At 48.3% G+C, this 23843-nt stretch carries 24 protein-coding genes and 1 riboswitch; of the genes, 17 read left to right on the plus strand and 7 right to left on the minus strand.

The window, feature by feature from the left end; genetic code table 11:
- Positions 1-76 precede the first annotated feature (76 nt).
- The 4 genes from CBP12_RS06380 to lipA all read left to right on the plus strand — a co-directional run bounded on the left by CBP12_RS06380 (position 77) and on the right by lipA (position 3393).
- Positions 77-1264: a serine hydrolase gene (locus CBP12_RS06380; protein WP_086963697.1), complete on the plus strand. Its 1188-nt coding sequence runs from the start codon at positions 77-79 to the stop codon at positions 1262-1264.
- A gap of 212 nt (positions 1265-1476) precedes the next feature.
- The gene (ybeD, locus tag CBP12_RS06385; protein ID WP_086963698.1) at positions 1477-1752 is read left to right on the plus strand and encodes a DUF493 family protein YbeD; all 276 of its coding nucleotides are present in this window, start codon (positions 1477-1479) and stop codon (positions 1750-1752) included.
- A 10-nt stretch (positions 1753-1762) separates the two neighbouring features.
- Positions 1763-2431 (plus strand): lipoyl(octanoyl) transferase LipB, encoded by a 669-nt coding sequence (gene lipB / locus CBP12_RS06390; protein ID WP_086963699.1) that lies wholly within the window; start codon positions 1763-1765, stop codon positions 2429-2431.
- Positions 2428-3393, plus strand: a complete 966-nt coding sequence (gene lipA, locus CBP12_RS06395) for a lipoyl synthase (RefSeq protein ID WP_086963700.1) — start codon at positions 2428-2430, stop codon at positions 3391-3393. The genes lipB and lipA overlap by 4 nt, the downstream gene beginning before the upstream one ends.
- A 182-nt stretch (positions 3394-3575) precedes the next feature.
- On the opposite strand, the gene aroG is transcribed toward lipA, so the two are convergent.
- Complete coding sequence (aroG, locus tag CBP12_RS06400) at positions 3576-4631, minus strand: 3-deoxy-7-phosphoheptulonate synthase AroG (protein WP_086963701.1); 1056 nt, start codon at positions 4629-4631, stop codon at positions 3576-3578.
- A 340-nt stretch (positions 4632-4971) separates the two neighbouring features.
- Here aroG and CBP12_RS06405 point away from each other — a divergent pair, with 340 nt between their 5' ends.
- From CBP12_RS06405 to CBP12_RS06450, 11 genes are all read left to right on the plus strand, one after another.
- Positions 4972-5373 (plus strand): DUF2750 domain-containing protein, encoded by a 402-nt coding sequence (locus CBP12_RS06405; RefSeq protein ID WP_086963702.1) that lies wholly within the window; start codon positions 4972-4974, stop codon positions 5371-5373.
- Positions 5373-5810 (plus strand): YaiI/YqxD family protein, encoded by a 438-nt coding sequence (locus CBP12_RS06410; protein WP_086963703.1) that lies wholly within the window; start codon positions 5373-5375, stop codon positions 5808-5810. The genes CBP12_RS06405 and CBP12_RS06410 overlap by 1 nt, the downstream gene beginning before the upstream one ends.
- Before the next feature lie 67 nt (positions 5811-5877).
- Positions 5878-6423 (plus strand): DUF1439 domain-containing protein, encoded by a 546-nt coding sequence (locus CBP12_RS06415; protein ID WP_086963704.1) that lies wholly within the window; start codon positions 5878-5880, stop codon positions 6421-6423.
- Between the two features lie 524 nt (positions 6424-6947).
- Positions 6948-7550, plus strand: coding sequence for a LysE family translocator (locus tag CBP12_RS06420; protein ID WP_086965417.1), 603 nt, complete (start codon positions 6948-6950; stop codon positions 7548-7550).
- An 11-nt stretch (positions 7551-7561) separates the two neighbouring features.
- Positions 7562-7972: a hypothetical protein gene (locus CBP12_RS06425; protein ID WP_157420061.1), complete on the plus strand. Its 411-nt coding sequence runs from the start codon at positions 7562-7564 to the stop codon at positions 7970-7972.
- A 124-nt stretch (positions 7973-8096) separates the two neighbouring features.
- Positions 8097-9596 (plus strand): cytochrome c biogenesis protein CcdA, encoded by a 1500-nt coding sequence (locus tag CBP12_RS06430; protein WP_232455173.1) that lies wholly within the window; start codon positions 8097-8099, stop codon positions 9594-9596.
- Positions 9587-10102 carry a thioredoxin family protein gene (locus tag CBP12_RS13720; protein ID WP_232455174.1) on the plus strand — a complete coding sequence of 172 codons (516 nt, stop codon included), beginning with the start codon at positions 9587-9589 and terminating at the stop codon, positions 10100-10102. The genes CBP12_RS06430 and CBP12_RS13720 overlap by 10 nt, the downstream gene beginning before the upstream one ends.
- Positions 10099-10602 (plus strand): protein disulfide oxidoreductase, encoded by a 504-nt coding sequence (locus CBP12_RS06435; RefSeq protein ID WP_086963706.1) that lies wholly within the window; start codon positions 10099-10101, stop codon positions 10600-10602. The genes CBP12_RS13720 and CBP12_RS06435 overlap by 4 nt, the downstream gene beginning before the upstream one ends.
- Positions 10603-11194: 592 nt before the next feature.
- A complete protein-coding gene (locus tag CBP12_RS06440; RefSeq protein WP_198341869.1) occupies positions 11195-12553 on the plus strand; it encodes an FAD-dependent oxidoreductase in 1359 nt (452 codons plus the stop codon).
- A 109-nt stretch (positions 12554-12662) separates the two neighbouring features.
- Entirely contained in the window at positions 12663-12884 is a 222-nt protein-coding gene (locus CBP12_RS06445; RefSeq protein WP_086963708.1) for a hypervirulence associated TUDOR domain-containing protein, read from the plus strand.
- 136 nt (positions 12885-13020) lie between these two features.
- Positions 13021-13127, plus strand: a riboswitch (TPP riboswitch).
- A 71-nt stretch (positions 13128-13198) separates the two neighbouring features.
- A complete protein-coding gene (locus CBP12_RS06450; protein ID WP_157420063.1) occupies positions 13199-15259 on the plus strand; it encodes a TonB-dependent receptor in 2061 nt (686 codons plus the stop codon).
- A 74-nt stretch (positions 15260-15333) separates the two neighbouring features.
- Here the strand turns inward: CBP12_RS06450 and CBP12_RS06455 are convergent, their stop codons facing one another.
- The 6 genes from CBP12_RS06455 to gpt all read right to left on the minus strand — a co-directional run bounded on the left by CBP12_RS06455 (position 15334) and on the right by gpt (position 20101).
- A complete protein-coding gene (locus CBP12_RS06455; RefSeq protein WP_086963710.1) occupies positions 15334-15774 on the minus strand; it encodes an OsmC family protein in 441 nt (146 codons plus the stop codon).
- Positions 15775-15882: 108 nt separating this feature from the next.
- Positions 15883-16311, minus strand: coding sequence for a hypothetical protein (locus CBP12_RS06460; protein WP_086965419.1), 429 nt, complete (start codon positions 16309-16311; stop codon positions 15883-15885).
- A 91-nt stretch (positions 16312-16402) separates the two neighbouring features.
- Positions 16403-17659 carry a glutamate-5-semialdehyde dehydrogenase gene (locus CBP12_RS06465; protein WP_086963711.1) on the minus strand — a complete coding sequence of 419 codons (1257 nt, stop codon included), beginning with the start codon at positions 17657-17659 and terminating at the stop codon, positions 16403-16405.
- 62 nt (positions 17660-17721) lie between these two features.
- Entirely contained in the window at positions 17722-18825 is a 1104-nt protein-coding gene (gene proB, locus CBP12_RS06470; protein ID WP_086963712.1) for a glutamate 5-kinase, read from the minus strand.
- A 121-nt stretch (positions 18826-18946) separates the two neighbouring features.
- Positions 18947-19345, minus strand: a complete 399-nt coding sequence (crl, locus tag CBP12_RS06475; protein ID WP_086963713.1) for a sigma factor-binding protein Crl — start codon at positions 19343-19345, stop codon at positions 18947-18949.
- 291 nt (positions 19346-19636) lie between these two features.
- Positions 19637-20101, minus strand: a complete 465-nt coding sequence (gpt, locus tag CBP12_RS06480) for a xanthine phosphoribosyltransferase (RefSeq protein WP_086965422.1) — start codon at positions 20099-20101, stop codon at positions 19637-19639.
- 387 nt (positions 20102-20488) lie between these two features.
- On the opposite strand from gpt, the gene CBP12_RS06485 reads away from it, so the two are divergent.
- Positions 20489-22123, plus strand: a complete 1635-nt coding sequence (locus tag CBP12_RS06485) for a methyl-accepting chemotaxis protein (RefSeq protein WP_086963714.1) — start codon at positions 20489-20491, stop codon at positions 22121-22123.
- A 152-nt stretch (positions 22124-22275) separates the two neighbouring features.
- Positions 22276-23751, plus strand: a complete 1476-nt coding sequence (locus CBP12_RS06490) for an aminoacyl-histidine dipeptidase (protein ID WP_086963715.1) — start codon at positions 22276-22278, stop codon at positions 23749-23751.
- Positions 23752-23843 lie beyond the last annotated feature (92 nt).

Raw genomic sequence — 23843 nt, forward strand, 5'->3', positions numbered from 1 at the left:
CCTTGTGCAGTGCTGATTATTTTAACTTAATATGAGTCAACTAAAGGCTCACACCAACAGGGTTTACACACACTTTATGCGCATGCTTACACCTATCGCAACATTATTATTGGCCGCCACGGTTTCTGTTTCTAGCTACGCCCAAATTTTGACCCTGCCTGGTGGGGCCTCAATGATCCCAGAGGCGCCCACAATTGCAGCTAAGTCTTATGTGCTAATGGACTATGCTAGCGGCCAGCTATTGGTTTCAGAAAATGCCGATGAAAAACTGCCCCCCGCCAGTTTAACTAAAATGATGACCTCTTATATTTTGGCGCAAGCGCTAAAAGAGGGAAAAGTTAACAACGAAGACATGGTCACTATTAGCGAAGCAGCTTGGGCGCAAAACTTCCCGGGCTCCTCGGTCATGTTTTTAGAAGTGGGCAAAGAAGTGAGCATAGAGCAGCTTAATCGCGGCATTATTATTCAATCGGGTAACGATGCTACGGTCGCCGTGGCCGAGCATTTGGCAGGCAGTGTCAATTCCTTTGCCGATCTAATGAATGCCTGGTCGGCCCGCCTTGGCATGACCAACAGCCACTTTGTTACTCCTCATGGTCTGCACAGTGACGACATGTACACTACCGCGAAAGACATGGCGTTACTGGGCCAAGCGTTAATTCGCGATGTGCCAGAAGAATATAAAATTTACTCTGAAAAATCCTTTGTCTATAACGGCATTACCCAGCACAACCGCAACTCTTTATTATGGGATAAGTCCTTACACGTCGATGGCATTAAAACCGGCCATGTGGATGCGGTGGGCTATAACCTAGTGTCTTCTGCTACTCAAGATGACATGCGCTTAATTGCCGTGGTCATGGGGGCCAGCAGCGAGCGCTCCCGGGCAGCAGAAAGTAAAAAACTGCTCACCTATGGCTTTCGTTTTTTCCAAACCGTGACCCCCTATGAAGCAGGCACTAAGTTAATGGATCAAGCCATTTTATTAGGTGATAAAAGTCACGTAGAATTAGGTGTTGATAAGGCAGTGGCGGTGACCATTCCGCGCGGCCAAGCCAAAGACTTACAAGCTGACTTTACGCTTGATAAGTCGCTGCGCGCTCCGTTAGCTAAAGGCGAGCAAGTGGGTACCGTGCATTTAAAGCTTAATGATAAAGATGTGGCTACTTTTGCGTTAGTGGCGCTAGAAGACGTAGAGCAAGGTGGCTTTTTTAGTCGCATGATCGATTACGTAAAATTGTTTTTTAAAGACTTATTTAGTTAATTGAAATAAGTTGGCGTCATAAATGTGCCTTAATAAGCCGAAAGCGCCGTCTTTCGGCTTTTTTATGGTCATAATTGCGTGATTTAGTCCAAAAAGTAGAGACCACATAAGTTGTCGGTTTAAGAAGCCAGTATTTTATGGTAAAAATGTGATCTGGGTTGTAAAAGTAACGTCTACTTTGTTCCCCTCCTATTGCCCCTGTGAAGGTTGTTATGTCTAAGCAATTAAATACCAAATTTGATGAGTATCTGGACTTTCCTTGCCAGTTTCCCTTTAAAATATTAGGACTGGCCGACCCTAGCCTGCCCGATATGGTGGTCGCTGTGTTACAAGAATACGCGCCTGGCGATTATAGCCCTACTATTAAACCCAGCAGCAAAGGCACTTATCATGCGGTGTCGGTATCGGTTACCGTGACCAGCAAAGAACACATAGAAACCTTGTATAGCAAACTGGGCGAGCTAGAACTGGTTAAATACGTACTCTAGGACACAAGTAATGGCACTCGATCAACTCACGGTTCGCCACTGGGGTAACGCCTGTTATGAAGAGGTGTGGCATGCCATGCAAGACTTCACTAATCAGCGCGGCCCAGAGACCCAAGATGAACTTTGGCTAGTAGAGCACCCTCCGGTGTTTACCCAAGGACAAGCAGGAAAGCCTGAGCACATTTTAAATTTAGGGGATATACCGCTCGTTAACAGTGATCGTGGTGGCCAAGTCACTTATCATGGGCCTGGGCAGTTGATTGTGTATTTGCTATTAGATGTGCGCCGTAAAAAACTAGGCGTGCGCCATTTAGTCACCAGTATGGAAGTGGCTATTGTTGAGCTGCTTAGCGAGTATAACATTCGCGCCTATGCCAAAGCCGATGCGCCTGGGGTCTATATCTCAGATGAGCTTGGCATCGAACATAAAATTGCCTCACTAGGGCTGCGGGTCCGTCGTGGCTGCTCTTTTCATGGCTTAGCGCTTAACGTCAATATGGATTTAGCGCCGTTTTTGCGAATTAATCCTTGTGGCTATGCGGGCCTACCCATGATCATGACAGCCCCACTTGGCGGCCCGCAAACGATTGACGAAGCTCAGTCGCAACTCATACCTAAGCTGGCCGAACAGCTGGGCTATCCACATCTGTATCACACAACAGAGAAGCTTATATTATGAACAAACCTGTGCGCGTCGAGCCTGGCGTAAAATTACGTGACGCTGATAAAATGGCGCTGATCCCGGTCAAGTACATGCCCGAGCCCGACGAAGAAGTGTTACGTAAGCCGGACTGGATGAAGATCAAGCTTCCTCCGAGCAGTCAGCGTATTCAGGAATTAAAAAGCATTATGCGCGAGAACAATTTGCACTCTGTGTGCGAAGAAGCCTCTTGCCCTAACTTGTCGGAGTGTTTCACTCACGGCACCGCCACCTTTATGATTTTGGGTGCTATTTGCACTCGTCGCTGCCCCTTCTGCGATGTGGCCCATGGTCGCCCGTTAGCCGTGGATCCTGAAGAGCCGGCAAAGTTAGCGAAAACCGTCAAAGAGCTAGGCCTTAAATATGTGGTGATCACCTCGGTAGACCGTGATGACTTGCGTGATGGCGGCGCGCAACATTTTGTGGATTGTATTAAAGCCATCCGCGAGCAAAGCCCTAATACTAAAATTGAAATTTTAACGCCGGACTTTCGTGGTCGCATGGACACAGCACTGGAAATCTTTAAAGATACGCCGCCCGATGTCTTTAACCACAACTTGGAAACCGCACCGCGTTTATATCGCATGGCGCGCCCGGGTGCCGATTATAAATGGTCATTAGAGTTATTACGTCGCTTTAAAGAAATGCATCCTCAGGTCACCACTAAGTCTGGCTTAATGATGGGGTTAGGCGAAACTAATGATGAAATTGTGGAAGTGCTAAAAGACTTACGCATTCATAACGTGACTATGCTAACGCTTGGCCAGTATTTACAGCCAAGCCGCCATCACCTGCCAGTAAAGCGCTACGTGCCGCCTGCTGAGTTTGCTGAGCTAAAAGACATTGCCGACAGCTTAGGCTTTGAACACGCCGCATCAGGCCCGCTGGTGCGCTCATCTTATCATGCCGACTTGCAAGCTCAGGGTATGGAAGTGAAGTAAGGTCTTTTTGGGCAGTTTAACGCGGTACGCCTTACGTCTAAACCCTAAGCAATAAAAAGGAGCCGCGAGGCTCCTTTTTTAGCAACTTTTATGACTTTTACTTAGGCTGACGTACGTCAGGATCTGGTTGTAGCTTGGCGTTATGCATTTGGTTCTTACCCCTCACGCTTCACGATAAATAATCAGCCATGTCTGCGAGCAATGACAGCTTCGGCTAACTGCGCCAGCATAGTTTCAGTGTCGCTCCAGCCGATACAGGCATCAGTAATGCTCTGACCGTAAGTGAGTTCAGCACCTTCCACTAAATCTTGGCGACCGGCCACGAGATGGCTTTCTACCATCACGCCCATAATGGCCTGTTGCCCGCCCGCGATTTGCGCGCTGACATCATCACTGACCACCATTTGGCGCTCATATTTTTTGCTGCTGTTAGCGTGGCTAAAGTCGACCATGATTTTTTGCGGCAAACCGGCTTTATCTAATTCATTACACACCTGAGCCACATGCTCGGCGCTGTAGTTTGGCTCTTTACCGCCACGTAAAATAATATGGCAATCAGGATTACCGGTAGTTTCTACAATGGCCGAGTGGCCAAGCTTAGTCACCGATAAGAAGTGGTGCGCCGCACTGGCCGCACCAATAGCATCGGCGGCGACTTTAATGGTGCCATCGGTGCCGTTTTTAAAGCCAACCGGGCAAGATAAACCTGAAGCCAGCTCACGGTGCACTTGCGACTCTGTGGTGCGTGCGCCAATGGCACCCCAGCTCATCAGATCCGCCATATATTGCGGCGTGATCATATCTAAAAACTCGCTGGCAGTAGGCATGCCCATGTCGTTGAGATCCAAAAGTAACTTACGGCCAATCCGCAGCCCATCGTTAATTTGGCAGCTGTTATCTAAGTGAGGATCGTTAATTAAGCCTTTCCAGCCCACAGTGGTGCGTGGTTTTTCAAAATACACGCGCATCACCACTTCTAAGGTATCGGCGTATTTTTCACGTAATACTTGCAGCTTTTTACCGTATTCCAATGCAGCTTCTACATTATGAATAGAGCATGGGCCTATCACCACCAGCAGACGATCGTCTTCGCCCACCAAAATGCGGTGAATAGCTTGGCGTGCTTCAAAGACGGTCGCCGACGCTTTAGCCGTGGCTGGATATTTTTCCAGCACCGCAATCGGTGGTAACAGCTCTTTAATTTGATTTATACGAATATCGTCGGTTTGAAAATGCATGAGCAACCCTGCTTACAATTTTGAGAGCCTAACGCTCTGTTCTGTTAAATTTACTGGTTTTAATCTAGCCTGAGCGCTACTGACTGTAAACGCTATATAAGCACTAATGACCAATTGTCGGCTTTTAAATCAAAAATCTCATAAAAATGCCAAATATTAGCGTTAGTATTGCTAATTAACGGCTCAATCCTAATGTAGCTATACTAGCAAAAAGCCGCCTCTGAGTAACGCCCCACACCCATAAAGACCTAAGTTATTAGCGCCAACGCGCTTAGCTGAGCTGGACAAACGCCGCCTTGCGGTGGGACTATGCAAGCAGACTTTTAAGAAGAGATAAATCATGGCCTATACCTTAACTGCCGTTGAGCAAGCAAATATAGAAAAACAAACGGATGATGAGCGCTTTAATCACTTCGTTAATAAAGTGGTGGAACATGAACAGCTGTGGATATTAACCGATGAACATGGCTGCATGATGCTAACCTCGGATGACGAGGAAGACTGCATTCCAGTATGGCCTCATGCAGATTATGCCAAAGCCTGGGCGGTAGATGATTGGGCCATGTGTCAGCCAGAAGCCATTAGCCTTAAAGTTTGGCAAGCGCGCTGGGTACCGGGCATGGAAGAGGATGAGTTATTAGTGGCGGTATTCCCCATTAGTGATGCCGCCGGCGTATTAATAGAGCCACGCGAGCTGCAGAGCGCTTTTGATCGTAAAAAGAAGATAGGACACCAAAACTGATGCATATTTGGGTTGATGCAGATGCCTGCCCTAAGGTGGTTCGCGATATTTTATTTCGCGCCGCCATCCGCACTCAAACGCCCCTCACTATGGTGGCTAATCATGCTTTACCGCTACCAAACTCGCCCTTAATTAAACAAGTGCAAGTGCCGAAAGGCTTTGATGTGGCAGATGATGAAATTGTGTCGCGCATCGCCCCTGGCGAGCTATTAATTACCGCTGACATTCCTCTAGCGGCTGAAGCACTAGCAAAAGGTGCTGTGGTGTTAAGCCCACGGGGTGAAAGATTTAATACCGGCACCATTAAAGCCAAGCTGACTATGCGTGATTTTATGGACACGCTTCGCGCTAGTGGTATTCATACCGGTGGGCCAGATACGCTCAGTGCCGCCGACCGCCAAACGTTTGCTAATCAGTTAGATCAGTTGTTGCGCTAATTAGGGGATGGTGATTAGTAAGACCCAGCTCTCATACTTTGTCCTGTTTATAAACCGAGGAAAATATATGTGGAAGTCATTAGCCCTTGGCTTAAGTGTTTTATTACTGAGTGCTTGTGCCGCTGTAAGCCAGTACAGCATTTCTGAAAATGAAATGGAGAAATCACTCTACAGCTTATTAGAGCAAGAAATGCCGCGTCTCACTCAAGGCTTAGTTGAAACCCAAATTGATAAATTAGATCTGCAAATTGGCCCCGATAATCGCGATATAGTGCGCTTAAATCTTACAGGTGAAACCGCCATTAACGCCTTTGTAGCGCGTTTTCCGGCGCAACTGGACTTAATTGTTGAAGGTCGGCCTGTCTATGATCGCAAACAAAATGCCATTTTCCTGCGCGATTTAAATCTAATTCAAAGCAAAGTCGATGCCTATGGCTATAAAGGTGACGCTGCCCTCGCCTCATCTGGCATAATGCAAATGGTGCGCTCAGTATTAGAAAACCAGCCGGTTTATCGCCTCGACGATAGCCGTTATAGCTGGCTAAAAAATGCTCCCGTAGGCTTAACCATAGCGCCGGGTCGCTTTATTCTTAGCCCTAAATTTAGCGACTAATTTTTAAGGGAAATAGAATTTAAGCATTCCTGTGCCGTCAAGCTAGCGAAAGTCAGCATCTCGTTTTCGTGTTTAGGCCTTAACCCTAATAACAAGATACCGGAGCACGTCCGGTATGACGGAAATTTAAGCATTCCTGTGCCGTCAAGCTAGCGAAAGTCAGCATCTCGTTTTCGTGTTTAGGCCTTAACCCTAATAACAAGATACCGGAGCACGTCCGGTATGACGGAAATTTTAGCATTCCTGTGCCGTCAAGCTGGCGAAAGTCAGCATCTCGTTTTCGTGTTTAGACCTTAACCCTAATAACAAGATGCCGTAGCAAGTTCAGCATCACGGAAATTTAAGTCTGATATAGCCTAGTAATGGCTACGGCCCCTTCCTTAGCGTTATTTACTCTTCACCTCTATTTATTCTTCACCATTTAGGCTAATAGCTTAATGTCGGGCAGTTAACGTATAATAGCGCACGATTTCTAAAATGTTCCTAACCTTATAGGTAGGTGTGCTATTAGCATGGCAGTTTTAATGGTGTTTATTCCCACCTTCTTCTTTGTCTCTATTACGCCAGGCATGTGTATGACGCTGGCTTTATCCCTTGGCATGACAGTAGGCGTGCGCCGTGCATTATGGATGATGCTAGGGGAGCTGGTGGGCGTGGGCTTGGTAGCCTGTTTGAGTGTACTTGGCGTGGCCGCCATTATGTTGCAATATCCGCTATTGTTTCAAAGCATTAAATATGGCGGCGGTCTGTATTTAGCTTGGCTTGGGATACAACTTTGGCGCTCTAAAGGTAAGTTAGCTTTAAGCGCTGTGGATGCCGGCCCCCGCCAGCTCTCTATTTCTTCTTTAGTCAGCCAAGGCTTTATTACTGCTATCGCTAACCCTAAAGGGTGGGCATTTTTTATTGCGCTATTACCGCCTTTTATTGACCCCAACGCCCCCTTGCTTAAGCAACTGATATTGTTGATTTCTACGATCTTGTTGCTTGAATTTAGCTGCTTGCTACTCTATGCCAGTGGCGGTAAAACCTTAAGCCGAGTGTTACAGCAAAAAAATAATGTGAAATTAATGAACCGCTTAGCCGGTACTTTAATGTTAGGGGTAGCATTTTGGTTAGCGCTAGGGTGAGAGGAGTGAAGTTGAGGTATAACATTATACGAAATGGCGGCGTGGCATTATTGCTCGCTGTGCTCGTTATCAGTTTATGTATGAGCCAGCGGATGGGCTTAAAACTGGCCTGTGCACTTGAGCCGGCGGGGTTCGCTCAAGTGAGCGCAGCTCAGACCATGCCTGCCCCCTTAGCTCTTAAAGAGACTCAATTAGCTCAAAAAGAGTCAAACCCTGCGCCAGATCAGCACTCCTGCAGCTTAAGTGAGCAACTATTAAGTAAGGCGTTTCAGCATTTAGACCCATTATTTATTGCGATTTTGATGCTGTTTGCGCTGTGGCTAATGGCCCCTGCCACTATTCACTATCAGCGACGTGGCCTCATTCCTTTATTATTTTCTGGTCGACGGCGGCATTTAGTGCTGTGCGTGTTCCGAGAATGAGTAAAAAGTGTCTTTCTTTTTTTACTCATGACTCATATCGGAGATAGTATTTGTGAACACACTGACTCATTTTTTTACCAAGCTTACGCTTATCTGCCTCATACTAGTGGCTGTCAGCTCAAGCATGGCCTTTGCTGCAGACTTTACCCCTGCATCGTGGCAGCAAGCACCCGAACACCCCCCAGTAAAAGTGCGCCTTATTCAAGCTGGCCCTTATAACGCGGAGCAAAATTATTACCCCGCACTATTGCAAGTGCGCCTTGAAGAGGGCTGGAAAACCTATTGGCGCTCCCCAGGAGAAGGCGGCATAGCGCCGCGGCTTAATTGGGATGACTCTAGCAATATAGAAAATATTAATTGGCAGTGGCCGGTGCCAGAGCGCTTTAGTCTGCTCGGTATTGAAACCCAAGGTTACCAACACGATGTAGACTTTCCGCTACAGCTCACCCCCAGTGATGGCGAGCAAGCCAGCACTTTTAGCGCCAAGCTAACGCTGCCCAGTTGTACTACTGTGTGTGTGCTTACCGATTATCAATTGCAGTTACCGCTAGACCCTAATATGGCGGCCGATGACCAGCTTAGTCATGACTATCAACAAGCGGTGGCAAAAGTCCCTCGCCCCGCTACTTTAGTTAGCAGTGAGTCGCTTATTTGGGATAAAGAAGCTAAACAATTAGCCGTTACCTTGAGCAATGAGCGTGGCTGGCAAACACCCGCCATTTATGTGGATGAACAGGATGAGGCAATCTTTAGCCAACCTGAATTTTCCATTAATAAGAACCAGCTTGAAGTGCGCTTTGAAGTGAGTAGCTGGGATGACGAGCTTAATTTAGATAAACAATCCTTAGTGATCACCGCCATTGATAACGGACTAGCAGAAGAGCTAGAGGCCGAGGTCAGTGCTGGTACCTTAGCGCCCATGGCTAGCGCCATGCCCTCTTTAGCTTGGGTGTTACTCTATGCTGTTTTGGGCGGCTTAGTATTAAATATTATGCCCTGCGTGCTTCCGGTATTGGGCCTTAAACTTAATAGCTTGGTATTAGGTAATCGTACTCAGGTGCGCGCTCCTTTATTGTGGTCAGCGTTTGGCATTATGTTGTCGTTTTGGCTATTAGCCGGCTTTATGCTGATCCTCACTTGGTCTGGCGCGCAATTAGGTTGGGGCATTCAGTTTCAACAGCCTGCTTTTATCAGCTTTATGCTACTCATTACCGCGCTGTTCTCACTTAATCTATTTGGCCTATTTGAAGTGCGCTTACCCAGCCGCCTTAATACCTGGCTAGCTACGCGACCCGGGCACGGCAACGGCGGCCATGTTTTACAAGGCATGTTTGCCACCTTATTAGCCACCCCCTGTAGCGCGCCTTTTTTAGGCACGGCCGTCGCGGTGGCACTGGCGTCTTCACCGCTAGTGCTCATTGCCATCTTTACCGGTTTAGGCTTAGGAATGGCGCTGCCTTGGTTATTACTGGCGTTATTTCCAAGCGTTATTCGTGCGCTGCCTAAACCAGGCTTGTGGATGGAAAAAGTAAAATGGCTATTTGGCTTAATGCTACTGGCTACTAGCTTGTGGTTATTATCCTTACTTAGCTACACCTTAGGCGTGGGGCTAACTTGGGGTTAGCCAGCTTATTAGTGGCGCTGGCTATTTGGTCTTTGGTGCGCCAATACGGATTGCGCGGTTTAATTTTTGGTTTTGCCGGTTTGGTATTATTAGGCGCTGTGGGTGGCATAGCAGCTTTCTTTACCCAATCCCATTGGGTAAGCCCGGTAAAAGATGAGCTTAACTGGCAACCTCTGGATGCGGATCGCATTGCCCAAGAAGTCGCGGCGGGCAAGCGAGTGTTTGTGGATGTGACTGCCGATTGGTGTATTACCTGTCAAGCCAACAAGGTAGGCGTGACCTTGCGCGATCCAGTTTACTCGGCACTACAAGATGACGATATAGTCTTGATGCGCGGCGATTGGACTCGCCCCGACAGTGCTATTACCGATTATTTGCATGCCAATCACAGAGCCGGCATTCCCTTTAACCAAGTGTTTGGCCCAGGCTTACCCCAAGGCAAAGACCTAGAAGTCTTGCTCACCACCAACAAGGTGATCAGCGCCTTGGATGAGGCAAAACAATGAAGCGCTCACTCGCAGCGCGCATGGCTAAAGGGATAGGTTATGTGCTGTTATTACTCGTTATAGTGACGGCGGTAGATGTGTGGCGCAGCCAAGACCTGCCCACCGACGTGGCCGCCCTTGGCCCCCTAACCACCCTTAAAGGTGATGACATTAACTTAAGCGCATTGAGTGAGCGCCAGCCTGTATTAGTTTACGTATGGGCCAGCTGGTGCGGCGTGTGTCGCATCGTCTCACCCATGGTCGATATGGTGCAAACACCGGTAGTCAGCATAGCGCTGGCCTCGGGTCATGACCGCAAGGTAAACGGCTATGTACAGGAAAAAGATTATAAATTTTCCGTGGTCAACGATGCGGATAATACACTTAGCCAAGTGTTAGGGATTAAAGTCACGCCCACACTCATGATCGCTTATAAAGGGGAGCTACGCTACGCCACCTCAGGCATCACCACCCTGCCCGGCATGTGGGGGAGAGTGTGGCTAGCGAAGTTAATGGGATAAATTCGTAGGCTATTAGCTAAACGATATAAACGAAAAGCCGCGCTTATAAAGCGCGGCTTTTTTATGCCAAGTAACAAGCACGTAGCGTTAAACGTAGGTTTGCAGTCACAGCCAGTAGGATTGTCTACGCCAACTGGCTCAGCCGACCATCACAGAACAGGAACGAAAAGTGCTTCTACTGGTTCGACACTCCTGCCATCCATGACGGTCGGATGTTATGTGTTTGAGCGTCATAGGGATGTACTTGAGCGAGTCAACGGAGGCTACCCAGCGGCCTCGGGGAGAATAAAATTAACGATAAGCCTTTAGTTAATAAACAACTTAAAAAAGATCCTGACTTTTGTCAGGATGACGGCCTAAGATCATTAGCCAGTAAAATCTCTATTTCTCTCCCTACCTTATCTAAAAGCAATGAAAGTGCTGGTGACTGCCTTATAATCAGCAGCGCATTGTCGGTATTTTTTATGAGGGCAGTCCCATCACCGTATCTAATGAAGTAGCAGCCGCGCCTGAGAGTGCGTATTTATCAAGCTGGGCGCCTTGTGCTAAGTGCGGCGGGCGTGGGCGGATCAGTCAAAAGATCCGTAAAAAAGTGCGGCTCAGTTACCAAGCGGCGGTGGTGCACTTTGAAAAACATGGTGGGCCAATACCACTGCGCCCTAAAGCACACCTTTCTTCTTGCCCAAATTGTGAAGGCACTGGTTTGATCGCCGCCGCACAGCCGCCGCTACCAGATAGTGACCACTATCCTAATGTGGCCATTATTGGTGGCGGCATAGGCGGTGTCGCATTAGCGGTGGCGTGCTTGCACCGCGGTATTCCATTTACGCTGTATGAACGTGATGAGAATTTTTCGGCGCGCGCTCAAGGCTATGGCTTAACTTTGCAACAAGCCAGCAAGGCGATTGCCGGCTTAGGTATTACTGCACTAGCGGAAGGCTTGGTCTCTACTCGCCATGTGGTGCATAACACAGAGGGTAAAGTATTAGGCGAATGGGGTATGCGCAAGTGGCTACACTCTGATGCCAGCGCGGCGCCTAAACGAACTAATGTGCATATTGCGCGCCAAGCGCTGCGCTTAGCCTTACTTGAGCAGTTAACTCAGCATGCGAGTCATTGCATTAAATGGGGACATCAGTTGGTGGACTTAACCCTCAGCGCAAGCGGGGCAGAGCTTGAATTTAACGTCCAAGGACGCACTGAAAAAGCCCACGCAGAGTTAGTGGTGGGCGCCGATGGCATTAGAAGTGCGGTACGCCACTTAACTCTTGACCAATCCAGTGACTCGCTGCGCTATTTAGACTGCATTGCCATTTTAGGCATCTGCCCCTTAAGTGCCCTGCACAATGTTGAGAGTGATTTATTAGACTCGGCAACGGTGTTTCAAACCGCTAACGGTACTGAGCGCATTTATATTATGCCCTTTAATGCGCATTCTGTGATGTGGCAATTAAGCTTCCCGTTATCAGGAGAGGCCGCTAAAGCCTTAAGTGCTCAAGGTGCTGAAGCACTTAAATTAGAAGCTTGCCGACGTACTCAGTGGCACTCACCCATCCCTGAGATTTTAGCCGCGACACCCACAGACTTAATTTCTGGATATCCGGTTTATGATCGCGAGCTACTGGCAGCAGATTCTTTAGCTCACGCTGGCGCCATTACTTTATTAGGGGATGCCGCGCATCCCATGAGTCCCTTTAAGGGCCAAGGTGCTAACCAAGCGCTACTGGATGCCCTCGCATTAGCGCGCACTATTGTTAGACAGTGTCGGCCACAATCAAATTGGCGCCAACAAGGAATTAGAGCGCGGGTACTCACTGAATTTGAAGCCGAGATGCTAGCGCGCAGTGCCGTTAAAGTGAGAGAGTCGGCAGAAGCGGCGGTCTTTTTACACTCAGATGTAGTGTTGCATGAAAGCGATGAGCCCAGAGGCCGCTGCTTAAAAGAAAGCTAAGCCATCAATATCACCCTTCATCACTGCCCCTCACTCCTTAACCAGACCGGCGCTAACAAGTGAGTTATTTTGACTATACTGACGGAGCACTTTTTATTTAGGAGGCAGTATGACGGATAAGTTTAAGGTGGGTGATCATGTTTCTTGGAACTCAGAAGCGGGCCATGTGAGTGGCGTGATTAGCAAAGTTCACACTCAAGATTTTCAATATAAAGGTCATACTCATAGAGCGTCTAAAGACGAACCGCAGTATGAAATTAAAAGTGATAAAACTGATCATATCGCCGCGCACAAAGGCAGCGCCTTAAAGAAAACGGCTAAAAAATCTTAATCCCTCTTCATAAAGCTCGCCTAAAGATAAGCAGTTCGCTTGCTTATCTTTAGGCGTTTTTATCTCATCTTACTTTTATCCTTCCTAGACCTTTATACCCAAATGGGTATAATGCGGCTCGACTTATAACCTTAAGTCATATCCTAAGGGGTGGCAGGAAGTTACTGCCTGAGATGCGCCCGACGCGAACCCTTTGCACCTGATCCGGCTAATACCGGCGTAGGAATAGGAAGTTGCAATGCTTAAGCCTGCCCTCACCTGCCTGCTCTCGACGTTACCCGGTTTTCGTATTTACCTTCATGCGGAGACTTAATATGCCCCATCCCCCTTTTTTACCCTCAGTAATATCTTCAGCTGTGGCTCTTGGCTTAGTATCTATTGCGCCCAGTCTTTTAGCCGATGAAATTTACACATTAGAGACCACCACAGTGGCCGCCAGCTCTGAGCAAGCGCTCTTGCAAGAAAGTGTGGCCAGTGTCAGCGTTATTGAGGAAGAGCGTTTATCTCAGCCTGGCACCACCCACCTTGAAGAGGTGGTTAGCCAAACGCCAAATGTGAACTTAAGTGCCGGTGCTTCACGGGGCAAGTATTATCAAATTCGAGGCATAGGTGAGCGTAGTCAGTTTACCGACACCGTTAACCCCTCGGTTGCGGTAGTGATGGATGGCATCGATATGAGCGCCATGACCATGGGCGCAACGCTGCTTGATGCAAAGCAAGTGGAAGTATTGCGTGGCCCGCAAGGCAGCCTACAAGGAGCTAGTGCTATTGGCGGACTAATTAATGTACGCGCCAATGAGCCTACGGATTATGTCACTGGCGACTTGGAGCTCACCGTTGCGCAGTACAATACGCAAAATTTATCTGGCGCCATAGGTGGGCCTATCAGTGATAAAGTCAGCTATCGATTTGCCGCTCAGCGCAATTCCAGTGATGGCTTTATAAAAAATGATTACTTAAACCGCGATGACACCAACAACATAGATGAAACCTTGTTGCGCACTAAGTTTCACATTGCCGCCAGCGATAATCTAGATCTAGACTTAAGCGCCTTTTACGCCAATATTGATAACGGCTACGATGCGTTTACGCTAGATCAAACTCGCCACACTATCTCCGATCAACCCGGTCATGACCGTCAAGAAACTCTCGCCCTCGTCGGCAAAAGCAGCTGGTATGGCAACCGTCACTTTATTCAAGAAACTGCGCTCAGCATCAGCAAAAGTAACCTTGAATATGGCTACGACGTAGACTGGACTAACCCCGATTTTCAGCCAGTAGGCGCAAAAAACAGAACTGATAATTATAGCCGCGATGAGAAAAGTGCCACCTTGGATCTGCGCTTTATCTCTAGCGAAGAGTCGCGCTTGTTTAACGACAGCACTGGCTGGAGCGGCGGATTATATTATTTTTATCGCAATTCAGATCTCATTCGCGATTATACGGGTGAGCCGGTATTTACCAGTGAATATGAGACCGACCGCTATGCAGGCTACGGCGAGCTGTCCACAGACTTAACCGATAAACTTACTTGGATTAATGGCGTACGTCTTGAGCAAGACACCACGCTTTATAGTGATAATACCGGTGAATACAGTAAGCCTACCGAGTATTTATGGGGTGGACGCACGGCACTGGAATATCAAACCAGCGACAGCCAAATGCTTTATGGTTTAATTGCCCGCGGTTATAAAGTAGGCGGTTATAATGCCAATATTAAATTGCCAAATGAATTGCGAAAATATGACTCAGAAACACTGTGGAACTTTGAATTAGGTGCCAAGCACAGATTATTAGAGGACACCTTACACACTCAATTAGCGGTATTTGTGCAACAGCGTGATGATGCCCAAGTGAACGCCACCCGCACCGAACAAGGTGTGGCATTTGATTATACCGATAACGCTAATAAAGCTTATAGCTATGGTCTAGAAGCCCAAGCCCAGTGGCAAGCCACTCACGCCGTGCGCTTACATGCCAGCGTTGGTTTATTAAAAACTGAGCTAAAAGAACCCGGTGCCAGCTTTGATGGCCGCGGTGCGGCACACTCGCCAGAATATCAATTTGCTTTGGGCGCCAGTTTTGATCATGGTAAAGGCTGGTTCTCAGGTCTTGATATAGAGGGCAAAGACCGCTTCTATTTCTCTGATAGCTACGACTCCACCACCCAAGCCTATGCGCTGGTCAACGCCCGCTTTGGCTATCAGCAAGATAACTGGAGCGTGACGTTATGGGGCAAAAACCTCACCGACCAAGACATTATCGTGCGTGGTTTTAACTTCCCTAATAACCCCTATACGCCTACGGTGGCCGAAGATTATGTGCAGTTTGGCGCGCCGCGTATGTTTGGCATTACCACTAAATATTCATTCTAAGTTAGCAGTTTAAAAAACGCTTACGAAAAAGCCGCATGTTACGCGGCTTTTTTATTGTGCTAATCAGCTTATCGCTATTCACGTACCACACCAGCCAGCGTTAGGTTAACGCCTTGGCTTAAACTATCACCCACCGGGCACTTAGTGCCAATAAAAGCGATAAAGTCATCCACCGCCTGCTCAGGCGAGGATGACTTTATATGATAGGTGTAGCGAATATCGCTAAAGCCACAGCGCACCTCGGCTTTATTCATAAAGCCATCGGGATCTAAGTCCCCTTCAAGCTCTACCCAAAACTCATCCAGCTCAACGTTAAACATTGGGGCATAACTGCGTGCCACTATCGCTTGGCAGGCACCTAAAGCACCGAGCAGCGCCTCTACTGGGTTCATGGCCGTATCTGTACCGCCTAGTTCTGGCGGCTCATCTAGGCTAAATTCAAAACCGCGGGCTTTCACTTTGACTAGAGTGCCCGCTTGTAGATCGGCGCGGGCGCTAAATTGTTCAACCGCCATGTCAGTTCCTTTCAATTATTAATAATCTGTGCGCCATACGTCTTACGCTAAAGGCCTTACGTTAACGACAAACACAGTCTGGTATAAACGGCTCGCGTACACATGCATTTAAAACAGTACGCGCCGCCCTTTCATGCACTCCCGACACACGGGCTCGCCTTGCATAGAGCCCAAGACTTCAGGCGCACAGCGGCTGCCACAAAAGCTGCATTCATGAAATGATTTTAAGCGCAGCGCTATGGTCTCTTCTACTAGAGCCAGTAATTGCTCTAGGGTGCCGTCATGAGAGGAAATCACTCCTTGGGAGCGCGGCTTAGCAGTATGAATATCATGATGGCGCCATTGAATAGCCGGAAAAAACACCTCTACCTGATCATGTTGAAATGCCACTATGACCAGCGTGGGCTCACCAATAAATAACGTTTGTGCGCCTTGTACGGGATAAGGCAGCTGACTTTTAAGATGCTGACGCCAGGTTTCTAAATTTTCAGGCAACGGCATCGCCAGTAATAAGGCGTCCAACAATCGGGATGGCATATAATCCTCTCTGTAGCCAAAATGGGCATTAGCCCACTCAGCCATTAAACATGTTAAGCGCAGATAATTAACGCCCTAAAGGGCGTTAACATTAGTCGCGAATTAAATAATCCGCTTGGCCAACCCACTTATAACTGGTCAGCTCTTCTAAGCCCATGGGTCCACGGGCGTGCAGTTTTTGGGTAGAGACCGCCACTTCTGCACCTAAGCCAAACTGAGCGCCATCGGTAAAACGCGTGGAGGCATTAACATAGACAGCGGCCGAAGGCGTACCGTTAATAAAACGCTCGGCGCTTAGGATATCGTTAGTTAAAATAGCATCAGAGTGATTAGCGTTATGGGCTCGCAAATGCGCTAAGGCGGCCTCAACATCGCTTACCACTTTCACACCCAACGTTAAGCTTAACCACTCGGTATCAAAATCCCCCTCAGCGGCGGCGCGTACCTTGGCAGGTCCGGCTTTTAATAAAGCCAGAGCCGCACTATCCGCCACTAATTCCACGCCCTTTTCTGCCATGCGCACACTCACGCCCGCTAACAGAGGCTCGGCTACTGCTTGATGCACTAATAAAGTATCAATGGTATTACACACACTGGGGCGCTGAGTTTTAGCGTTATCAATCACCTCAATGGCACGCACCAAATCGGCACTGGCATCCACAAACATGTGGCCAATGCCAAAGCCACCAATAATGACCGGTATGGTGGCTTGTTCTTTACATAATTTATGTAAATTAGCGCCGCCTCGAGGAATAATCATATCTACATATTGATCAAGCTGCAGTAAGCCGCTGACCCACTCCCGACCTGGCTCACTAATGTATTGCACCGCCGCTTGCGGCAATTGGCTACTTGCTAGCGCTTGCTGGATCACTTTAACTAATTCTTGGTTGGTATGAAAAGTCTCACGCCCGCCGCGTAAAATACTGGCGTTGCCAGTTTTTAAACATAAAGCGGCAATGTCGATAGTGACATTGGGGCGTGCTTCATAAATAACACCCACCACTCCCAGTGGCACACGGCGACGGGATAAGCGCATGCCATTTTCTAATACGCGGCTATCAAGCTCAGCCCCCACCGGATCGGCTAACGACACCACATTACGCACATCTTGAGCAATGGCTTTTAAGCGCGCTGAGTTAAGCGTAAGTCGGTCTAGCATGGCCTCATCAAGGCCATTGTCTCGAGCTGTGGTTAAGTCACGCTCATTAGCCGCCAAAATAGCGCTGCTTGAGGCTTCCAGTGCATCGGCCATGGCTAATAAGGCGTTATTTTTAGTACGCGTTGAGCTTTGAGCCAACACATAGGCGGCATCACGGGCAGCTTGCCCCATTTGTTGCAAATTCATGGTTACTCCTAGGCGGTCAACACGGATAGTGGAAAGTAAAAATATAAAAGCCTAAGACTGGCTTAAAGCAACACCAAGTCATCTCTATGAATGGCCACACTGCCGTGGCCATAACCAAGTAATGACTCAATTTGCTCAGAGTGTTGACCTTTAATGTGGTTAAGCTCTAGGGCATCGTAGCGGCAAATGCCCCGCGCCAGCTCTCGCCCTTCAGGGTTCACAATGCGCACCGCTTCGCCGCGGCGAAACTTACCTTCAATGCGCACTATGCCTTTTGGCAATAAGCTGGAGCCTTTTTCTAATACCGCCGTCACCGCTCCCGCATCAATATGAATTTCTCCGTGGGGCGGTGGGCCGGCTAAAATCCAGCGTTTGCGACTTTCAAGAGGCGTGGCAAGAGCGGGAAACAAGGTACCAATACGCTCGCCTTTGGCTAAACGACCAATCACTTCTGGCACTTGACCGGTGGCAATCACCACATTAATACCCGCCCGGCGCGCCACATCGGCCGCTTGTAATTTAGTGGCCATACCGCCGGTGCCCAAACCGCCAATACTGCCGCCTGCTAATTTTCGCAAAGTATCATCGATGGTTTGTACTTCTTCAATGAGTTGCGCTTTAGGGTCAAAGCGCGGATCAGCGGTAAATAAGCCTTTTTGATCGGTCAGTAGTACCAAAAGATCGGCGTTGGCTAAAATAGCGGCGCGAGCCGATAAGTTATCATTATCGCCGACTTTAATTTCATTGGTCGCCACCGCGTCGTTTTCATTGATAACGGGGATAATACGATTATCTAATAAGGCGCGTAGCGTATCGCGCGCATTTAAGTAGCGCTCTCTGTCTTCAAGATCGGCGCGGGTGAGCAAAATTTGCCCCACATGCAGGCCGTACAAGTTAAATAATGACTGCCAAGTTTGAATAAGCTGGGTTTGGCCAACCGCTGCCAGCATTTGCTTGTTAGCCATGGTATTGGCGAGCTCAGGAAAACCTAAATGCTCGCGCCCAGCAGCAATGGCCGCCGAGGTCACCACAATAATATGATGCCCTGCGCGGTGTAAGCTGGCGCATTGGCGCACCAGTTCGACCATATGGGCTCTGTCTAAATAACGAGTGCCACCGGTGAGCACACTGGTGCCTAATTTTACAACTATGGTTTTGCCTTTCATGGAACGCCCACCGGCTCCTTACTAACAGCAATGCCGGCAACGCTGCCGGCAACATAATAAACTAAGACGCATCCAGGCAAATCAAACTGACTTAAACAAAGGAGTTTAAGCCAGTTTTTGCTTAGGCTGGGCTTAACAAGTGATCGTTACCTAATTTTACGCAGGGGCGCACTGAGAGTGCTAAATTATCCATGCAAACACCGAGTTTATCGTAAAAATCTCGTAAAGTACGGGCCACTTCTGCTTGATGTTTTTTAGGTATGGCTTTGGGCTGCCAGTCGCCTTGGATATCAAAAAGCCCCAATTCATAATTAAATTCAAAGTGTTGCCCATCTTGGCTATCCAGTGTTAACCACCAGCCCCAAAATTCTCGTACCTCGGGCTCGGCTTTGGCACTGACACACACGGCCAAGCAATCAAAAAAATACTGGCCTTCACGGGATTTAAGCACGCGAAAATAAGGACCAATAGCGGTTAGCTCGCGAACCAATTTATGATGAGAAACTTTTTCTATAGACATGTCACCTCCTTGTTAACTTATCCATATGTACCGTTTTTTATGCTATGGGTAAAGGTCATAACCGACAGTTACTAAAAAACGCGAGTAAATCTTAACATGCTGTGACCCAACACAGCTAGCAAGGCTCAGTGACTTTATCTCGTGCTTTCCCCTATTGGCTTTTTAATGGTGGAAAATGAGCCCTCCCGCTCACTTCGCCTCCCCTAAAGAGCGGCCACAAATAAGGCTCCCTCAGGAGCCTTATTTCAGTGGGCGCGGCGTCTCATTTACGCTCACCTAGATAATAAATACTTAGTCTTGGTCACATAAAGGAGTCGCAAATACCACCCCCATATCCCAAGGTTGTTCAATCCAAGTATCTTGACTTACGCGCACTTCAAAATCATCCACTAGCGGCTCGCCTTTAGGCTTAGCAAATACGGTGATAAATTTTGCTTTAGGGTACATTTCACGAATAACGCGTGCGGTGTTGCCGGTGTCTACTAAATCGTCAACAATCAAAAAACCTTCACCGTCACCTTGTGCAGGCTTCAAGACTTGCAGATCAGCACGCTGCTGATTGTGATCATAGCTGGCAATACACAGCGTATCTACGTGGCGAATACCCAGTTCGCGCGCCAAAATAGCGGCGGGAACTAAGCCTCCACGAGAGACGGCAATAATGCCTTTCCACTGGCTGGCAGGAAGTTGGCGGGCGGCCAGTTTACGCGTTTCACGCTGAAATGAGTCCCAAGTAACGACGAATTTGTTGGACATAAAAAAACCTTTGGCTGTGAGCTTCGAGATAAGGTGGTCACCGCTGCTGGATTGACGCTTCAAACTAACCGTTACCGGCCAGTTTTTGTCAGACAATGAGCAAACAATGGCCGCATTATAGAGATCCCACTCTTTCTTGACCAGAGCTACAGTTTTTATTAACCAAACTTTTCTATCTGGCTCTACCAAGCGCCAAATCTTTGCGCGCGAAGCTAAGCCCGCTACGACTAAAGTACCAGCCGGATAGCTCACACATTCTACATCCACCTCTTACACCTACTTAAAGTGTGGATTATGCTGCAGCCTCTTTCTTACCCAGTAAAAAACCTGCCTCTAAGCACACGTGAATGAATGGAATATTCTTAACAACACAAAAGGAATACCGACATGACTTGGTTGCGCTCACTGTCAATTGCTAAACGACTTTATTTAAACTTACTGGTATTACTTAGCGGCTTAGTGCTGATTGTTGCTTTTATGCTGGGCTTATTTTATCAAAGCTTAATGAGCGAAAAACACACTCAAGCTCAGCGCCAAGTGGAGTCGGTGCTCAGCTTAGTTAATCATTATTACCAACAGCAACAAAGCGGCGAGCTCAGTGAAGCTCAAGCACAACACCAAGCATTAGCCAGTATCGCTCAGCTGCGTTATGGCGATAATGATTACTTTTGGGTCAATGATGCTAAGCCCACAATGATATTGCACCCGCTCAACCAACAGCTTAATGGCCAAGACCTTAGTACACTAACCGATCCTAGCGGCAAAGCACTGTTTATAGAAATGGCCACCCTAGTGAGTCGCCAAGGGCAAGGTTTTGTCGATTACTTATGGCCTAAGCCGGGCTTTGCTAATCCGGTGCCTAAGGTGTCTTATGTACAAGGCTTTTCGCCGTGGGGTTGGATAATAGGCACAGGTATTTATGTCGATGACGTTAATACTCAGCTATGGGCTATGGCTAACCAGGTATTTTTAATCGCCGTTAGCTTAGCGCTGCTGGCCATTGCTATCGCTTATGTCTTAATTCGTAGCATTATTAGACCTATGTCCGACACTGTATTGGCACTGCATGACATTGCCCATGGCGAGGCAGATTTAACCCAGCGTTTAAATGAACAAGGCCGCGATGAAGTGACTTTGCTAAGTCAAAATTTTAATGCGTTTTGTAGTCGCTTAGCACAAACGGTGCGCAAACTCTCACCCATTAGCAGCGAAATGAACACCGCCGCCGCACATTTAGCCGATATTGCCCGCCATAACCGCGATGCTTCTGAGCAGCAAGTCCATGAAACAGAACAAGTAGCTACGGCCATGAATCAAATGACCGCCTCCAGCCAAGAAGTGGCACAAGCGGCAGAGCAAGCCGCCGCAGCCAGTCAAAGCTCGGCGCAAGCGGCGCGAGATGGCAGCGCTAAGGTGGAGCTAACCTGTCAAGAGTCGGCCAGCTTGGTGACTAAGCTGGCTCATAATCAACAAGGCATCGAAGCCCTCGCCGCACGGGCGCAACAAATTGGCAGCATACTAGAAGTGATCCGTGCCATTGCCGAGCAAACTAACTTGCTTGCACTTAATGCCGCTATTGAAGCCGCTCGCGCGGGAGAGCAAGGTCGAGGGTTTGCAGTAGTGGCTGATGAAGTTAGAAACTTGGCCACTCGTACTCAAAGTTCCACCGATGAAGTAGAAACTATTATTCAAGGGTTACAGAAAGAGGCCAATCACACGGTATTGCAAATGAGTGAGCTGATGCAAAGCGCTACTCAAACCCAAGAAACAGCAAACCAAGCCGGCAGCGCGTTACGCGCTATTAGTGAGGGCATGGCATTAATTAATGATATGAATAGCCATATCGCCACCGCCGCCGAGCAGCAACGCCAAACCACCGCCGATATTAGCCGTAACTTAAATAGGCTCAGTGAGTTGGCCGATGCCGCGCGCCTTAAAACCCAAGAAACAGAGCAAGCCAGTACCACTTTATCGGGCTTAGGAGGGCGGTTAACCAGTGAGATGAATACCTTTGTAGTGTAAGGCGCTTAAGTTTTAGCACTTAATAGGCGCTCAACTTCTTCTCTCAGTCACAGCAAATGGAACCCGAGCAAATACTGAGACCCTATCAGTATTTGCTCCTTGCCAAGTACAGGCGTTAAGCTTGGGCTTTACAGTGATTAAGGTAAGCCGCTATGTCTTGCGCTATTAATAGCCTTTCGCCACAGCCCTTGTGGCAGTTTTTCAATACTATCTGCAGTATTCCCCACCCCTCTGGTCACGAAGCGGCGCTGCGCCAATGGATAACCGACTGGGCTCGGGGACGATCCTTCACCGTGTTTCAAGATGCGACTGGCAACCTTATTATTCGCAAAGCCGCCAGCCTAGGTAGAGAGCAATGCCAAGGGGTCATTTTACAAGCGCATCTGGATATGGTGCCTCAAGCTAATGCCGATACTCCCCACGATTTCACTCGTGATGCTATTCAGCCTTATATTGATGGCGACTGGGTGCGTGCTCGTGGCACCACCTTAGGCGCAGATAATGGCATTGGCCTTGCGGCCTGTTTAGCAGTCTTAGCAGATGAACAACTCACCCATGGTCCACTGGAAGTGTTATTGACTGTGGATGAAGAAAGTGGAATGACGGGGGCATTTGGTTTAGAGCCAGGGGTACTCGAGGGCGATATTTTGCTTAATACCGACTCAGAGCAAGACGGCGATGTCTATATGGGCTGTGCTGGTGGCGTGGATGCCAATATCACCTTCCCTTATGTTGCTGAAGCTGTCCCTTGTGAGCATCAAGCGCTAAATTTAACTATTTCTGGCTTAAGAGGGGGCCATTCTGGTATTAACATTCATCAAGGGCGCGCCAGTGCCAATAGGTTATTAGCTGAGCTGTTGGTCGCTATCGAGTCGTTCCCAGAGGTACGGCTCAGTGAAGTGAGTGGCGGGACGCTACGAAATGCCATCGCTCGCGAAGCCTCAGCGCTACTGACCCTAGCGCCCAGTGCTCTGCCCTCATTACGCCAGTTAATTGAACATAAACAACAACAGATCACAGCGCATTACCAGGGTGTGGATGATCATATTTGTTTACAGCTACAAGAGGCCCAGCTGCCTAAGCGCGTAATGAGCCAAGAGCTGCAACATCGTTTAAGCCACGCCTTGCTCGCCTGCCCTCATGGGGTGGTGGCCATGAGCCAAGAAATGACAGACGTAGTAGAAAGCTCCACCAACTTAGGGGTAATAGAAACTCACGCCGAGCATATTTATATTCAGTGCTTAATTCGCTCTTTAAGCCAAGCTGGGCGCGAAGCCGTGGCCAGTCGCACCGCAGCCGTCTTTACCAGTGTGGGGGCAGCTTGTGAATTTAGTGGTGCTTATCCTAGCTGGCAGCCCGATCCTCACTCCGCCATTATGCAATTATTACTTGAGTCTCATCAGCGTTTATTTGGCAGCTTGCCCCAAGTGAAAGTGATCCATGCCGGTTTAGAATGCGGCTTATTTAAGGCCCACTATCCTCATTGGGACATGGTGTCTTTTGGCCCGACTATTCAAGGCGCTCACTCGCCTGATGAACGAGTTAATATTGCAGCTGTTGCACGATTTTGGCAGCTACTCACCGAAGTATTACGCCATATTCCTAAAAAGCGCGCCCAGCACCTTTAAAAAACCATAGCACCTTACAAGGTCTGTCGGGCGCAGACTTAAGTAGGATCAACGCGGGTTTTAGCTTATCATTTGGCCAAGTTAGGCTGACT

The sequence above is a fragment of the Oceanisphaera avium genome (genome assembly GCF_002157875.1).
In the GTDB taxonomy this organism is placed as follows: domain Bacteria; phylum Pseudomonadota; class Gammaproteobacteria; order Enterobacterales; family Aeromonadaceae; genus Oceanimonas; species Oceanimonas avium.